This is a genomic window from Pseudomonas sp. NY15356 (assembly GCF_048068175.1).
Taxonomy (GTDB): Bacteria; Pseudomonadota; Gammaproteobacteria; order Pseudomonadales; family Pseudomonadaceae; genus Aquipseudomonas; species Aquipseudomonas putida_K.
The window spans coordinates 63,639-79,529 of sequence record NZ_JBLUPW010000011.1; the positions used below are offsets into that span (position 1 = coordinate 63,639).

Below are 15,891 nucleotides of genomic sequence, written 5' to 3' on the forward strand. Positions count from 1 at the left end.
CTGTTTGCAGCCTGCTAACTGTAGCGTGGCGCTGCTTCAGCGCCAGCGGATGCGCGAGGGGTAAACCCGCATCCGTTTTGACAAAGAGGCTGCGCGCGTGAGCGGGCAGCCTCTTTGGGGCGACAGACGGGGCTGTCTTACTGCTTGGCGGCAGCTACCTGGGCGGCAACTTCTTCAGCGAAGTTGTCGACCGGCTTCTCGATGCCTTCGCCGACCTTGAAGTAGGTGAAGGAAACGATTTCAGCACCGGCTTTCTTGGCCAGTTCGCCAACCTTGACTTCCGGGTTCATGACGAAGGCTTGCTCTTTCAGCGAAGCTTCGGCTTTGAACTTGGTGATACGACCGTTGATCATGTTCTCAACGATGTTTTCCGGCTTGCCAGCGATCTTGTCGGCGTTCAGCTGCAGGAAGACGTTCTTCTCACGCTCGATGGCCTCGGCGGAGATTTCCGACGAATCCAGGAACTCAGGGTTCGAAGCTGCAACGTGCATGGCGATGTTCTTGGCCAGCTCGACGTCGCCGCCCTTCAGGACGACAGCAGCGCCGATCTTGTTGCCGTGCAGGTAGGCGCCGACGACGTCGCCTTCAACGCGCACCAGGCGACGGATGTTGACGTTTTCGCCGCACTTGGCGACCAGGGCTTCACGAGCAGCTTCGCGCGAGGCGATCAGCGGAGCGGCATCGGTCAGCTTCTGGGCGAAGGCTTCTTCCAGGCTGTCGGCAACGAAGTTCTTGAAGTCGTCTTGCAGGGCCAGGAAGTCAGTCTGCGAGTTCACTTCCAGCAGGACAGCGGACTTGCCGTCGGTCTTGACCGCGATGGCGCCTTCGGCGGCAACGTTGCCAGCCTTCTTGGCGGCCTTGATGGCGCCGGAAGCGCGCATGTCATCAATGGCTTTTTCGATGTCGCCGCCGGCCTTTTCCAGGGCCTTCTTGCAGTCCATCATGCCTTCGCCGGTACGCTCGCGCAGTTCTTTGACCAGCGCTGCAGTAATTGCTGCCATTTCAAAATCCTCTTGGAAAGTTTTTCAACCATTCCACCCGCTCGTCACGGGCGTTCAATTCTGCGAATCCACTGCTGTCACTTCAGCAGCCCCATGATGCGCGGAGGTGCTGACAGCAGGATTTCAAGGTGGCAAAAAGGGGGCCTAGCCCCCTTTTTGCGTGCCAAGTAGACGCCGGGCGTCAATTACTCGGCAGCAGGTGCAGCCGCTTCTTCAGCGTAGACTTCGGTGCCGCCGGCAACGTTGTTGCGGCCGCGGATGACGGCGTCAGCCATCGAAGTCATGTACAGCTCGATGGCGCGGATGGCGTCGTCGTTGCCTGGGATGACGTAGTCAACGCCTTCCGGGCTGCTGTTGGTATCGACAACACCGATGACCGGGATGCCCAGCTTGTTGGCTTCGGTGATAGCGATGCGCTCGTGCTCGACGTCGATGACGAACAGTGCGTCAGGCAGGCCACCCATGTCCTTGATACCACCCAGGCTGCGATCCAGTTTTTCCAGGTCGCGAGTGCGCATCAGGGCTTCTTTCTTGGTCAGCTTGGCGAAGGTGCCATCTTCGGCCTGGGTTTCCAGGTCGCGCAGACGCTTGATCGAAGCACGGATGGTCTTGTAGTTGGTCAGCATGCCGCCCAACCAGCGGTGGTCAACGTATGGCGAACCGCAACGAGCAGCTTGCTCGGCGACGATCTTGCCAGCGGAACGCTTGGTGCCGACGAACAGGATCTTGTTCTTGCCCTGGGCCAGGCGCTCGACGAACGACAGAGCGTCGTTGAACATCGGCAGGGTTTTTTCCAGGTTGATGATGTGGATCTTGTTGCGCGCGCCGAAAATGAACTTGCCCATTTTCGGGTTCCAGTAACGGGTCTGGTGGCCGAAGTGCACACCGGCCTTCAGCATATCGCGCATGTTGACTTGGGACATGATAGTTCCTTGATAAGTCGGGTTGGGCCTCCACGTGTCCCAATGACCAACCCACAGGCTCGCGAGCTTGGGGCACCCAGGTCATCGTGTCGACACGTGTGTGGGTTAAGGCTTCCGGGGACCTCCCCCGAAAGCGGCGCATTTTATATCACAGACCGCGGGCGAACGGAACCCGGATGATACCTCGTCCGTCAGCGGCTTTTGCAGCCTGTGGGCAATCGCGCCAGAATTGCCTACTGACTAGACAGCAGAACCTGCGCCTTTATCCCCACAGATTGACGCCCCGCTCTGCTAGAATCCGGCCTTTCCCGTTTGTTCGCGCCCCCAGGGCGCCGTAGAGAGCCTGTATGACCGTCACCATCAAGACCGCAGAAGACATCGAGAAGATGCGCATCGCCGGCCGCCTGGCCGCCGAAGTCCTCGAGATGATCGAAGAACACGTCAAGCCCGGCGTCACCACCGAGGAGCTCGACCGGCTCTGCCACGACTACATCGTCAACGTCCAGCAGGCGATCCCGGCGCCGCTCAACTATAAAGGCTTCCCCAAGTCGATCTGCACCTCGATCAACCACGTGGTCTGCCATGGCATCCCCAACGAGAAGCCGCTCAAGGATGGCGACACCCTCAACATCGATGTCACCGTGATCAAGGACGGCTACCACGGCGATACCAGCCGTATGTTCCACGTCGGTACCGTCGCGCCCTGGGCCGAGCGCCTGTCCAAGGTCACCCAGGAATGCATGTACAAGGCCATCGAGCTGGTCAAGCCGGGCTGCCGCTTGGGCGATATCGGCGAGGTGATCCAGAAGCACGCGGAGAAGAACGGCTTCTCGGTGGTACGCGAATTCTGCGGCCATGGCATCGGCAAAGTGTTCCACGAAGAGCCGCAGGTACTGCACTACGGCCGCGCCGGCACCGGCATGGAACTCAAGGAAGGCATGACCTTCACCATCGAGCCGATGATCAACCAGGGCAAGGCCGACACAAAGGTGCTGGGCGACGGCTGGACCGCCATCACCAAGGACCGCAAGCTGTCCGCCCAGTGGGAGCACACTATCCTGGTGACCGCCACGGGCTACGAGATCTTCACCCTGCGCAAGGACGACACCCTGCCGCGCACCTCGGCCTGATCCGTCCCAGGGCCAACAACACAGGAACGCGACTCGATGCCCCAGGTGGATCCCGAGCTGTTCGACCGTGGCCAGTTCCAGGCGGAACTGGCGCTCAAGGCAAGCCCCATCGCTGCCTTCAAGAAAGCCATCCGCCAGGCCGGCGCGGTGCTCGACCGACGCTTTCGCGAAGGCGGCGAGATCCGCCCGCTCATCGAGGATCGCGCCTGGTTCGTCGACAATATCCTGCAACAGGCCTGGAACCAGTTCGACTGGCGCGACCAGGCCGGCATCGCCCTGGTCGCCGTCGGCGGCTACGGCCGCGGCGAACTGCACCCCTGGTCTGACATCGACCTGCTGATCCTGCTCGACAGCGCCGAGCACGAGCAGTACCGCGATGCCATCGAACGCTTCCTTACCCTGCTGTGGGACATCGGCCTGGAAGTGGGCCAGAGCGTGCGCACCGTGGAGGAATGCGCCGAACAGGCCAAGGCCGACCTGACGGTGATCACCAACCTGATGGAAAGCCGCACCATCGCCGGCCCCGAGGCCTTGCGCCAACGCATGCTGGATGTCACCAGCACCAAACATATGTGGCCGAGCAAGGAATTCTTCCTGGCCAAGCGCGCCGAACTCAAGGCCCGCCACCACAAGTACAACGACACCGAATACAACCTCGAGCCCAACGTCAAGGGCTCCCCGGGCGGCCTGCGCGATATCCAGACCGTTCTGTGGGTGGCCCGCCGCCAGTACGGCACCCTCAACCTCCACGCCCTGGCGGACGAAGGCTTCCTGCTGGAGAGCGAGAACGAGCTGCTGGCCTCCTCCCAGGCGTTCCTGTGGCGGGTGCGCTATGCCCTGCACATGCTCGCCGGGCGCGCCGAGGACCGCCTGCTGTTCGACCACCAGCGCAGCATCGCCGCATTGCTCGGCTACGGCGACGAGAACCCCAAGCGCGCGATCGAGCAGTTCATGACCCAGTACTACCGGGTGGTGATGAGCATCAGCCAGCTGTGCGACCTGATCATCCAGCACTTCGAGGAGGTCATCCTCGCCGATGATGCCAGTAGCACTACCCAGCCGTTGAATGCACGCTTCCGGCTGCATGACGGCTACATCGAGACGGCCAACCCGGCCGTGTTCAAGCGCACCCCGTTCGCCATGCTGGAAATCTTCGTGCTGATGGCCCAGCACCCGGAGATCAAGGGCGTGCGAGCCGATACCGTGCGTCAGTTGCGCGAACATCGCCACCTGATCAACGACAAGTTCCGCAACGATATCCGCAACACCAGCCTGTTCATCGAACTGTTCAAGTGCGAGATCGGCATCCACCGCAACCTGCGGCGGATGAACCGCTACGGCATCCTCGGGCGCTACCTGCCAGAGTTCGGCCTGATCGTCGGGCAGATGCAGCACGACCTGTTCCACATCTATACGGTCGATGCCCATACCCTCAACCTGATCAAGCACCTGCGCAAGCTGCAGTACACCCCGGTCTCGGAGAAATTCCCGTTGGCCAGCAAGCTCATGGGGCGCCTGCCCAAACCCGAGCTGATCTACCTGGCCGGCCTCTACCATGACATCGGCAAAGGCCGCCAGGGCGACCACTCCGAGCTGGGTGCGGTGGATGCGCAGGCCTTCTGCGCGCGCCACCAGTTGCCGGCGTGGGACAGCCGGCTGATCGTCTGGCTGGTCCAGAACCACCTGGTGATGTCCACCACCGCCCAGCGAAAGGACCTCTCCGACCCGCAGGTGATCAACGACTTCGCCCTGCACGTGGGCGACGAGACCCGTCTGGACTACCTCTACGTGCTGACCGTGGCCGACATCAACGCCACCAACCCCAGCCTCTGGAACTCCTGGCGTGCCAGCCTGCTACGCCAGCTCTACACCGAGACCAAGCGCGCCCTGCGCCGCGGCCTGGAGAACCCGCTGGACCGCGAGGAGCAGATCCGCCAAACGCAGACCGCCGCGCTGGATATCCTGGTGCGCGAAGGCACCGATCCGGACGATGTGGAACAGCTGTGGGCCCAGCTGGGCGACGACTACTTCCTCAAGCACACCGCTGCCGACGTTGCCTGGCACAGTGACGCGATCCTCCAGCAGCCGGCCGATGGCGGCCCGCTGGTACTGATCAAGGAAACCACCCAGCGCGAGTTCGAGGGCGGCACGCAGATCTTCATCTATGCCCCCGACCAGCACGACTTCTTCGCCGTGACCGTGGCCGCGATGTCCCAGCTCAACCTGAACATCCATGACGCGCGGATCATCACCTCCAGCAGCCAGTTCACCCTCGATACCTATATCGTCCTGGACAACGACGGCGGCTCGATCGGCGACAACCCGCAGCGGGTCAAGCAGATCCGCGACGGCCTGACCGAGGCCCTGCGCAACCCTGAAGACTACCCGACCATCATCCAGCGTCGGGTCCCGCGCCAGCTCAAACACTTCACCTTCGCCCCGCAGGTGACCATCCACAACGATGCCCAGCGGCCGGTGACCATCCTGGAAATCACCGCTCCGGACCGCCCCGGCCTGCTGGCGCGAATCGGGCGTATCTTCCTGGAGTTCGACCTGTCGCTGCAGAACGCCAAGATCGCCACCCTCGGCGAACGGGTGGAGGACGTGTTCTTCATCACCGACGCCGACAACCAGCCGCTGTCGGACCCCCAGCTGTGCCTGCGCCTGCAGGAAGCGATCATCAAGCAGCTGCAGGCTGGCCAGGCCAGCGACACCAGCACCACCCGCGTGACCTTCTAACGATTGACGAGACCTTGCGCCGATGAACCATGCCCTGACCCAGCTTCAGCCCTACCCGTTCGAGAAACTGCGTGCCCTGCTGGGCAGCGTGAAGCCGGCGGACAAACGCGCCATCGCCCTGTCGATCGGCGAGCCGAAGCATGAATCACCGGCGTTCGTCGCCAAGGCCATGGCCGACAACCTCGACAAGCTGGCGGTGTACCCGAGCACCATCGGCCTGCCCGCGCTGCGCCAGGCCATCGGCCAATGGTGCGAACGCCGCTTCGGCGTGCCGGCCGGCTGGCTCGATGCCGACCGCCACATCCTGCCGGTCAACGGCACCCGCGAAGCGCTGTTCGCCTTCACCCAAGCCGTGGTCAACCGCGCCGATGACGGCCTGGTGGTCAGCCCCAATCCGTTCTACCAGATCTACGAAGGCGCGGCCCTGCTGGCCGGCGCCACCCCGCATTACCTGCCATGCCTGGAAAGCAACGGCTTCAACCCGGACTTCGATGCCGTACCGGCCGAGGTCTGGCAGCGTTGCCAGATCCTGTTCCTGTGCTCCCCGGGCAACCCCACCGGCGCCCTGGTGCCGATGGACACGCTGAAGAAGCTGATCGCCCTGGCCGACGAGCACGATTTCGTGATCGCCGCCGACGAATGCTACAGCGAGCTGTACTTCGACGAAGATGCCCCGCCACCGGGCCTGCTGAGTGCCTGTGCCGAGCTTGGCCGCAGCGACTTCAAGCGTTGCGTGGTGTTCCACAGCCTGTCCAAGCGCTCCAACCTGCCGGGCCTGCGCTCGGGCTTCGTCGCCGGCGACGCCTCGATCATCAAGCCGTTCCTGCTGTATCGCACCTATCACGGGTGCGCCATGCCGGTGCAAACCCAGCTGGCCAGCATCGCCGCCTGGCAGGACGAGGCCCATGTCCGTGACAACCGCGACCAGTACCGGGCCAAGTACGACGCGGTACTGGCGATTCTCCAGCCGGTGATGGACGTGCAGCGCCCGGACGGCAGTTTCTACCTGTGGGCCAAGGTGCCGGGCTGCGATGCCGATTTTACCCGTGACCTGTTCGAAGCCCAGCATGTGACCGTGGTACCAGGGTCGTACCTGTCGCGTGAGGTCGATGGCGTGAACCCTGGCGCCGGCCGGGTACGTATGGCGCTGGTTGCACCGCTGGCCGAGTGCATTGAGGCCGCCGAGCGGATTCGCGCATTCCTGCAAAGCCGCTGATGGCATCAGGGGGCGCTGTGCGCCCCCATTTCGCGGGACAAGCCCGCTCCCACAGAGGCCTCGCTATCTTGAAGGCAGCGCGTACCCTGTGGGAGCGGGCTTGTCCCGCGAATGGGTCAGCGACGGTGCTACCTGACCTGCCCCAGGTTCGCCTCGCTCAGGTCCAGCTCCCCCAGCACCTGGCGCACCACCTCATCGCCCACCAAGTGCTTGCGATGCAGCTCGTACAACGCCAGCCGCTGCGCCCTCAGGGCCCGCACCCGCAATCGCCGCTCCAGCAAGTCCATTTGCTCGGCCAAGGCCCGGGCTTCGGCCGTGTCGTTGTAGCTGTCCAGCTCATCGCGATACTCGGCCATCAAGCGCGCCTTGAGCTCCACCGCCAAGGTCGCCTGGGCTGCATCCTGAGGGGCATTGGCATCGACCACCTCCTCGGCCTCCAAGGCATGGATGGCCGCCTCCGCCGTGCGCCGCCAGGCGTCCTGTACCTCCTGGCGCAGGCGTTCGTCCGGGCTCCTGGTAACCCCACGCAGCAACAGCGGCAAGGCGACGCAGGCGCTGACCAACGACAGCAGGATCACGCCGGCGGCGATGAAGATCAGCAAGTCACGCTCGGGGAAGGCCTTGCCCGCCCCCATCAGCAATGGCACCGACATCACGCCTGCCAGGGTCACCGCCCCGCGTACGCCACCGAGCGTCAACAGCAGGCAGGACCGGGTGGTGGGCACCAGCACCAGCTCCGGCTTGCCGCGCCAACGGCGTACCACGCCGATCGCACGCCAGATGCTCTGCACCCAGACAAAGCGTAGCGCCACCAGCGCCACGAAGATCGCCACCACGTCCAGGCAGCGCCAGGCCAGGGTTGGCCACACGGCGGCCTCATCGCTGACCACCGCCTTGATGATGTCCGGCAGTTGCAGGCCCAGCAGCAGGAAGATCAGGCCATTGAAGGCGAACTCCAGCAGCGACCACACACTGCGGTTGAGCAGGCGCGTGCTGGTCTGGCGCGGCAGCAGGTCGAGCCAGCTCTGCATCATGCCGGCCGCCACCGCAGAGAGGATGCCCGACACACCGAGGCGCTCGGCCAGCACATAGGCAGCGAACGGCAGCAGCAACATGAACACCACGTGGGTCGCCGGATCGTCCCAGCCGCGAGCGATCATCCAGGCCCGCAGCCGCCCGATCAGCCAACTCAGGGCCACGCCGACCGCCAGGCCGCCCAGGGCAACGATGACGAAGGTCACGCTCGCCTCGGTCAGCGAGAACACCCCAGTGATTGCCGCAGCCAGGGCGAACTTGAAGGTCACCAGGCCTGACGCATCGTTCATCAGCGCCTCGCCCTGGAGCATGTGCATCAACGGGGTAGGCAGGCGATCCTGGGCGATGGCCGACACCGCCACGGCGTCGGTGGGCGACAGTACCGCCGCCAGGGCGAAGGCCACCGGCAGAGGAATGCTCGGCAGGATCCAGTGGATGAAGTAGCCCGCCCCGACCACGGTGAACAGCACCAGCCCCACCGCCAAGGCCACCACTGGCCCACGCAGGCGCCACAGTTCGCGCTTGGGCATACGCCAACCGTCGGCGAACAGCAGCGGCGGCAGGAACAGGAACAGGAACAGCTCCGGATCCAGCGCCACGTGCAGGCCCAGGGTTGGCCAGGCCAGCAGCGCGCCGGCGGCGATCTGCACCAGCGGCAATGGCAGCGGGACCACCCGCCCGACCAGTTTCGACACGCTTACCAGCGTCAGCAGGATGAGGACGGTATAGGCTGACTGCATCGGCAAAGGCTTCCTGTGTAATCCGAATAAAGCGACAACGGGGCGAATCCTCGCCATTGAAACAATATGTTAGCGGCGGATGGGGAACCGGGGCCGCTGCACGATAGTCGCAGGGGGCGAGTGAATATGTAACATGATGATACGTGGTAGGAGCGAGGTGCAGGGCTTCAGGATTACGACTACGCGCGATCGACCATGCACCGAGCCCCCAAGGCATGCACACCCGTGGCGCTCCAGGGAGCGTTCCCGCATAATCCCGCGACTGACAATCGAACACGGAGAAATTGGGGCGGCCTTCGAACCCCAATGCACACGATGACCTACACGCTCTATGGCATAAAAGCCTGCGACACCATGAAAAAAGCACGTACCTGGCTCGAAGACCAGGCCATTGCCTACGAATTCCACGACTACAAGACCCAAGGCATCGACCGCGACAGCCTCAACCGCTGGTGCGACGAGCACGGCTGGGAAGTGGTCCTCAATCGCGCCGGCACCACCTTCCGCAAGCTGGATGACGCCAGCAAGGCCGGTCTCGACCAGGCCAAGGCCGTCGAGCTGATGCTGGCCCAGCCGTCGATGATCAAGCGCCCGGTACTCGACCTTGGCAGCCGCACCCTGGTCGGCTTCAAGCCCGACCTGTACGCCGCGGCACTGGCCTGAACCGCCTTCGCTTCAACCCCTTATTTGCATGAGGTAATCGCATGTCCACTACCCTGTTCAGCCTGGCCTTCGGTGTCGGCACCCAGAACCGCCAGGGTGCCTGGCTGGAAGTCTTCTACGCGCAGCCCTTGGTCGCCCCGAGCGCCGAGCTGGTCGCCGCCATCGCCCCGATCCTCGGTTATGAAGGTGGCAACCAGGCCATCGCCTTCAGCAATGCCCAGGCCGCCCAGCTGGCCGAAGCACTCAAGGCTGTGGATGCCGGCCAGGCCGCCCTGCTGACCCGCCTGGCCGAAAGCCACAAGCCGCTGGTCGCCACCCTGCTGGCCGAAGACGGCGCCCTGGCCTCCACCCCGGAGGCCTATCTCAAGCTGCACCTGCTGTCCCACCGCCTGGTCAAGCCGCACGGCGTGAGCCTGGCCGGCATCTTCCCTCTGCTGCCGAACGTCGCCTGGACCAACCAGGGCGCGGTGGACCTGAGCGAGCTGGCTGAACTGCAGCTCGAGGCACGCCTGAAGGGCGAGCTGCTGGAAGTGTTCTCGGTGGACAAGTTCCCGAAGATGACCGACTACGTGGTCCCGGCCGGCGTGCGTATCGCCGACACCGCCCGTGTACGCCTGGGCGCCTACATCGGCGAAGGCACCACCATCATGCACGAAGGCTTCGTCAACTTTAACGCCGGCACCGAAGGCCCGGGCATGATCGAAGGCCGCGTCTCGGCGGGCGTGTTCGTCGGCAAGGGCTCGGACCTGGGTGGCGGCTGCTCGACCATGGGCACCCTGTCCGGCGGCGGCAACATCGTCATCAAGGTCGGCGAAGGCTGCCTGATCGGCGCCAATGCCGGCATCGGCATCCCACTGGGCGACCGCAACACCGTGGAAGCGGGCCTGTACATCACGGCCGGTACCAAGGTGAACCTGCTGGACGAGAACAACCAGCTGGTCAAGGTGGTCAAGGCCCGTGACCTGGCCGGCCAGACCGACCTGCTGTTCCGTCGCAACTCGCTGAACGGCGCAGTGGAATGCAAGACCCACAAGTCGGCCATCGAGCTGAACGAGGCGCTGCACGCCCACAACTGAGAACCATGACGGGTTCGAAGTGATAAGATCGGGTCTGGCCTAGCACCAGGCCCGATTTTCATTTCAGGTCCCGTGATCATGTTCCAGCCCTCCCCCTGGCGTGCCGATTTCCCCGCGATCGCCGCCCTGCAACGGCAGCACCAGACCTACCTGGACAGCGCCGCCACCACCCAGAAGCCCCAGGCCCTGCTCGACGCCCTGAACCATTACTACCGCCACGGCGCGGCCAATGTGCATCGCGCCCAGCACCTGCCCGGCGCCATGGCCACCCAGGCCTTCGAAACCAGCCGTGACAAGGTCGCCGCCTGGCTCAACGCCGGCGACGCGCGCCAGGTGGTCTTCACCCATGGCGCCACCTCGGCGCTGAACCTGCTGGCCTACGGCCTGGAATACCGCTTCGAGGCTGGCGACGAAATCGCCATCAGCGCCTTGGAGCACCATGCCAACCTGTTGCCCTGGCAGGAACTGGCCCGGCGCCGTGACCTGCGCCTGGTGGTACTGCCACTGGACGAACACGGCCACATCGACCTGAACCAGGCCTTGCAACTGATCGGCCCCCGTACGCGGTTGCTGGCGGTGAGCCAGCTGTCCAATGTGCTGGGCACCTGGCAACCCCTGCCTGCGTTGCTCGCCCACGCCCAGGCCCAGGGCGCACTGACCGTGGTCGACGGTGCCCAGGGCATCGTCCATGGTCGCCACGACGTGCAACAGCTGGGCTGCGATTTCTATGTGTTCTCCAGCCACAAGCTGTACGGCCCCGAAGGCGTCGGCGTGCTGTATGGACGCCCCGGAGCGCTGGAGCAACTGCGCCACTGGCAGTTCGGCGGCGAAATGGTGCAACTGGCCGACTACCACAGCGCCAGCTATCGCCCCGCGCCGCTGGGCTTCGAAGCCGGCACCCCACCGATCGCCGGCGTCATCGGCCTGGGCGCGACCCTTGGCTACCTTGCCAGCCTCGACGGCACCGCTGTCGCCCAGCATGAAGCCAGCCTGCACCAGCATCTGCTGCGCGGCCTGGCCGACCGGGACGGCATCCGCATCCTGGGCATGCCGCAAGCGGCGCTGGCCAGCTTCGTGGTGGAAGGCGTGCACAATGCCGACCTTGCCCACGTGCTGACCGAGCAAGGCATCGCCGTGCGCGCCGGGCATCACTGCGCCATGCCGCTGCTCAAGGGCCTGGGGCTCGAAGGCGCGATTCGGGTGTCGCTGGCCTTGTACAACGACGGCGACGACCTGGTGCGCTTCTTCGACGCCCTCGACCAAGGCCTGGAGCTGTTGCGATGAGCCTGTCGGCAGAGGCCAGCCAGGCGCTGGAGAGCTTCGAACAGGCGCGCGGCTGGGAACAGCGGGCGCGATTGCTGATGCAGTGGGGCGATCGGCTGGAGCCATTGGACGATGCGCAGAAATGCGAAGCCAACCGCGTGCATGGCTGCGAAAGCCTGGTCTGGCTGGTGGCCGAGAACGACCAGGGGCAATGGCACTTCAAGGCCAGCAGCGATGCCCGCCTGTTGCGTGGGCTGCTGGCCCTGCTGCTGGTGCGGGTGCAAGGGTTGCCAAGCGCGGAACTGGCCCAGGTGGACCTGCGCGGCTGGTTTACCCAGCTGGGGCTGGAGCGCCAGCTGTCGCCGTCGCGCAGCAATGGCTTGCATGCAGTGCTCCAGCGCATGGCGGAATTGGCCCCCGATCGCTGACCAACGCCGCTCCTACAGGGCGCGAGCAGGGCGGTTATTCTGGCTTGATGCGCTCCGAAGGCCGCCGCGCCCCTGCCACCAGTTTCTCCACCGCCTTGCTCGCCGCGACCATGCCGAAGGTCGCGGTCACCATCATCACCGCGCCAAAGCCACCTGAGCAGTCCAGGCGCACGCCCTCGCCCACGAAGCTCTTCTGCAGGCAGACGCTGCCATCACCCTTGGGATAGCGCAGCTGCTCGCTGGAAAACACGCAGGGCACGCCATAGTTGCGCGACACGTTACGCGAGAAGTTGTAGTCGCGCCGCAGGGTCGAACGCACCCGCGAGGCCAGCGGGTCGTTGAAGGTCTTGTTGAGGTCACCGACCTGCACCTGGGTCGGGTCGATCTGCCCGCCTGCGCCACCGGTGGTGACGATGGCGATCTTGCGCCGGCGGCACCAGGCGATCAATGCGGCCTTGGCCATGACGCTGTCGATGCAGTCGATGACGCAGTCGAGCGCTTCGGTGATGTACTCGACCATGGTGTCGCGGGTGATGAAGTCGGCCACGGCATGCACCGTGCACGCCGGGTTGATCGCGCGCAGGCGCTCGGCCATCACCTCCACCTTCGGCCGCCCCACCTGGCCCTCCAGGGCATGGGCCTGGCGGTTGGTGTTGCTGACGCAGACATCGTCCAGGTCGAACAAGGTGATCTCGCCCACGCCGCTGCGGGCCATGGCCTCGGCCGCCCAGGAACCGACCCCGCCGATACCGACGATCGCCACATGGGCCTGGCGCAGGCGCTCCAGGCCCTGCTCGCCATACAGCCGGGCAACGCCGGCAAAGCGTGGATCTTCTGTGCTCATGCTCACCCCCTGAAAAAACGGCGCGCATTATATGCCAACAGGCCAGCCCTGGGGCCGCCATGCCGCCCTTGTTAGTAAAGACCCTACAAACCCTGCTTTAATACCCCATCAACCAAAGCGTCCTGAGCGATAGCCGAGCGGCATCAGAACTTCATCGTGCGCGGGCAATCCAAGCATTGCTTGCCCTGGCAAGGCCCGCCCCGCTCCCCCTTCGGAACCTGAAACACCTATGTCATCACGCAAATTCGGTCTCAACCTGGTGGTGGTCCTGGCCATCGCCGCGCTGTTCACTGGCTTCTGGGCGCTGATCAACCGCCCGGTGTCCGCCCCTGCCTGGCCGGAGCAGATCTCCGGCTTCTCCTATTCGCCGTTCCGCCTGGGCCAGAGCCCACAGAAAGGCCAATACCCCAGCGATGAAGAAATGCTCCAGGACCTGGAGCAGATGAGCAAGCTGACCGACAGCATCCGCATCTATACGGTCGAGGGTACCCAGGCGGACATCCCTCGCCTGGCCGAGGAACTGGGGTTGCGCGTCACCCTGGGCATCTGGATCAGCCCGGACCTGGAACGCAACGAGCGTGAGATCGCCAAGGCCATCGAACTGGCCAATACCTCGCGCAGCGTGGTGCGGGTCGTGGTGGGCAACGAAGCCCTGTTCCGCGAGGAGATCACCCCCGAAGCACTGATCAACTACCTGGACCGGGTGCGGGCAGCGGTGAAGGTCCCGGTCACGACCAGCGAACAATGGCACATCTGGAAGGAAAACCCGGAGCTGGCCAAGCATGTCGACCTGATCGCCGCGCATATCCTGCCCTACTGGGAGTTCGTGCCGATGAAGGACTCGCTGCAGTTCGTCCTCGACCGCGCCCGCGAGCTCAAACAGCAATTCCCACGCAAGCCGTTGCTGCTCTCGGAGGTCGGCTGGCCCAGCAACGGGCGCATGCGCGGCGGTGCCGACGCCACCCAGGCCGACCAGGCGATCTACCTGCGCACGCTGGTCAATACCCTCAACCGTCGCGGCTACAACTATTTCGTCATCGAGGCCTACGACCAACCCTGGAAGGCCAGCGACGAAGGCTCCGTGGGCGCCTACTGGGGCGTGTTCAACGCCGCACGCCAACAGAAATTCAATTTCGAGGGCCCCGTGGTCGCCATTCCGCAATGGCGCGCCCTGGCCGTGGCCTCGGTGGTGCTGGCGCTGATCGCCCTGGCGGTGCTGCTGATCGACGGCTCGGCCTTGCGCCAGCGTGGCCGCACCTTCCTCACCTTCATCACCTTCCTGTGCGGGTCGGTGCTGGTGTGGATCGCCTATGACTACAGCCAGCAGTACAGCACCTGGTTCAGCGTGACCGTGGGCGTCTTGCTGGCCCTGGGCGCCCTGGGCGTGTTCATCGTGCTGTTGACCGAGGCCCATGAGCTGGCCGAAGCGGTGTGGATCCACAAGCGGCGCAGGGAATTCCTGCCGGTGCAGGCGGACACGGCCTACCGGCCCAAGGTCTCGATCCACGTGCCCTGCTACAACGAGCCGCCCGAGATGGTGAAACAGACCCTCGACGCCCTAGCCGCCCTCGACTACCCGGACTATGAAGTGCTGGTGATCGACAACAACACCAAGGACCCGGCCGTATGGGAACCGCTCAAGGCCCATTGCGAGCTGCTGGGCGAGCGCTTCCGCTTCTTCCACGTAGCGCCCCTGGCCGGCTTCAAGGGTGGCGCGCTGAACTACCTGATCCCGCACACAGCCGCGGATGCCGAGGTGATCGCCGTGATCGACTCGGACTACTGCGTCGACCGCAACTGGCTCAAGCACATGGTCCCGCACTTCGCCGACCCGAAGATCGCCGTGGTGCAGTCGCCCCAGGACTACCGCGACCAGCATGAAAGTGCCTTCAAGAAGCTGTGCTACAGCGAGTACAAAGGCTTCTTCCACATCGGCATGGTCACCCGCAACGACCGTGACGCGATCATCCAGCACGGCACCATGACCATGACCCGCCGTTCGGTGCTGCAGGAGCTGGGTTGGGCCGAGTGGTGCATCTGCGAGGATGCCGAGCTGGGCCTGCGGGTGTTCGAGAAGGGGCTGTCGGCCGCCTACGCGCACAACAGCTACGGCAAAGGCCTGATGCCGGACACCTTCATCGACTTCAAGAAGCAACGCTTCCGCTGGGCCTACGGCGCCATCCAGATCATCAAGCACCACGCCGCTGCCCTGCTGCGGGGCAAGGGCAGCGAGCTGACCCGTGGCCAGCGCTACCACTTCCTGGCCGGCTGGCTGCCATGGATCGCCGATGGCATGAACATCTTCTTCACCGTCGGTGCGTTGTTGTGGTCGGCCGCGATGATCATCGTGCCGCAACGGGTCGACCCACCGCTGATGATCTTCGCCATCCCGCCGCTGGCGCTGTTCTTCTTCAAGGTCGGCAAGATCATCTTCCTGTACCGCCGCGCCGTGGGTGTCGACCTCAAGGATGCGTTCGCCGCCGCGCTGGCAGGGCTGGCACTGTCGCATACCATCGCCAAGGCGGTGCTGTACGGCTTCTTCACCAGCAGCATGCCATTCTTCCGCACGCCCAAGAACGCCGATAGCCATGGCTTGCTGGTGGCGATTTCCGAGGCCCGGGAAGAGTTGTTCATCATGCTCATGCTGTGGGGCGCTGCGCTGGGCATCTACCTGGTGCAAGGCTTGCCTGGCGCGGACATGCGCTTCTGGGTGGCGATGTTGCTGGTGCAGTCGCTGCCTTATGTGGCGGCGCTGGTGATGGCGTTCCTGTCGTCGCTGCCCAAGCCGGTGGAAAAGGCGGCCGAGCCGCAGCAGGCTTGAAACTATCAGGGC

The 15,891-nt window shown here is 64.4% G+C and carries 12 protein-coding genes; 8 read left to right on the forward strand and 4 right to left on the reverse strand.

Annotated elements, in window-relative coordinates:
* Nucleotides 1-137: 137 nt before the first annotated feature.
* Both tsf and rpsB read right to left on the reverse strand, forming a co-directional pair.
* The gene (gene tsf, locus ACNFCI_RS11340; RefSeq protein WP_084854360.1) at nt 138-1,001 is read right to left on the reverse strand and encodes a translation elongation factor Ts; all 864 of its coding nucleotides are present in this window, start codon (nt 999-1,001) and stop codon (nt 138-140) included.
* Nucleotides 1,002-1,186: 185 nt separating this feature from the next.
* Nucleotides 1,187-1,924 carry a 30S ribosomal protein S2 gene (gene rpsB, locus ACNFCI_RS11345; protein WP_084854358.1) on the reverse strand — a complete coding sequence of 246 codons (738 nt, stop codon included), beginning with the start codon at nt 1,922-1,924 and terminating at the stop codon, nt 1,187-1,189.
* A gap of 347 nt (nt 1,925-2,271) precedes the next feature.
* Here rpsB and map point away from each other — a divergent pair, with 347 nt between their 5' ends.
* From map to dapC, 3 genes are read left to right on the forward strand one after another with little or no spacing between them, the layout of a single operon-like run.
* Entirely contained in the window at nt 2,272-3,054 is a 783-nt protein-coding gene (gene map, locus ACNFCI_RS11350; protein WP_084854356.1) for a type I methionyl aminopeptidase, read from the forward strand.
* A 36-nt stretch (nt 3,055-3,090) separates the two neighbouring features.
* On the forward strand, nt 3,091-5,793 hold the full coding sequence (locus ACNFCI_RS11355; protein WP_084854354.1) for a [protein-PII] uridylyltransferase: 2,703 nt from the start codon (nt 3,091-3,093) through the stop codon (nt 5,791-5,793).
* Between the two features lie 22 nt (nt 5,794-5,815).
* Nucleotides 5,816-7,009, forward strand: a complete 1,194-nt coding sequence (dapC, locus tag ACNFCI_RS11360) for a succinyldiaminopimelate transaminase (protein WP_084854352.1) — start codon at nt 5,816-5,818, stop codon at nt 7,007-7,009.
* A 128-nt stretch (nt 7,010-7,137) separates the two neighbouring features.
* Here dapC and ACNFCI_RS11365 read toward each other — a convergent pair whose 3' ends face one another.
* On the reverse strand, nt 7,138-8,784 hold the full coding sequence (locus ACNFCI_RS11365) for a Na+/H+ antiporter (protein ID WP_368829909.1): 1,647 nt from the start codon (nt 8,782-8,784) through the stop codon (nt 7,138-7,140).
* A gap of 315 nt (nt 8,785-9,099) precedes the next feature.
* On the opposite strand from ACNFCI_RS11365, the gene ACNFCI_RS11370 reads away from it, so the two are divergent.
* The 4 genes from ACNFCI_RS11370 (at nt 9,100) to ACNFCI_RS11385 (ending at nt 12,214) form a co-directional block, all read left to right on the forward strand.
* Nucleotides 9,100-9,447 carry an ArsC family reductase gene (locus tag ACNFCI_RS11370; protein ID WP_172402941.1) on the forward strand — a complete coding sequence of 116 codons (348 nt, stop codon included), beginning with the start codon at nt 9,100-9,102 and terminating at the stop codon, nt 9,445-9,447.
* A 41-nt stretch (nt 9,448-9,488) separates the two neighbouring features.
* Nucleotides 9,489-10,523 carry a 2,3,4,5-tetrahydropyridine-2,6-dicarboxylate N-succinyltransferase gene (dapD, locus tag ACNFCI_RS11375; protein ID WP_368829908.1) on the forward strand — a complete coding sequence of 345 codons (1,035 nt, stop codon included), beginning with the start codon at nt 9,489-9,491 and terminating at the stop codon, nt 10,521-10,523.
* A gap of 78 nt (nt 10,524-10,601) precedes the next feature.
* Nucleotides 10,602-11,807: a cysteine desulfurase gene (locus ACNFCI_RS11380; RefSeq protein WP_368829907.1), complete on the forward strand. Its 1,206-nt coding sequence runs from the start codon at nt 10,602-10,604 to the stop codon at nt 11,805-11,807.
* Nucleotides 11,804-12,214, forward strand: a complete 411-nt coding sequence (locus ACNFCI_RS11385) for a SufE family protein (RefSeq protein ID WP_324814515.1) — start codon at nt 11,804-11,806, stop codon at nt 12,212-12,214. The genes ACNFCI_RS11380 and ACNFCI_RS11385 overlap by 4 nt, the downstream gene beginning before the upstream one ends.
* 34 nt (nt 12,215-12,248) lie before the next feature.
* Here the strand turns inward: ACNFCI_RS11385 and tcdA are convergent, their stop codons facing one another.
* Complete coding sequence (tcdA, locus tag ACNFCI_RS11390; RefSeq protein ID WP_368829906.1) at nt 12,249-13,058, reverse strand: tRNA cyclic N6-threonylcarbamoyladenosine(37) synthase TcdA; 810 nt, start codon at nt 13,056-13,058, stop codon at nt 12,249-12,251.
* A gap of 229 nt (nt 13,059-13,287) precedes the next feature.
* Here tcdA and ACNFCI_RS11395 point away from each other — a divergent pair, with 229 nt between their 5' ends.
* Nucleotides 13,288-15,879: a glycosyltransferase gene (locus ACNFCI_RS11395; protein ID WP_084854336.1), complete on the forward strand. Its 2,592-nt coding sequence runs from the start codon at nt 13,288-13,290 to the stop codon at nt 15,877-15,879.
* The last annotated feature ends 12 nt before the right edge of the window (nt 15,880-15,891 follow it).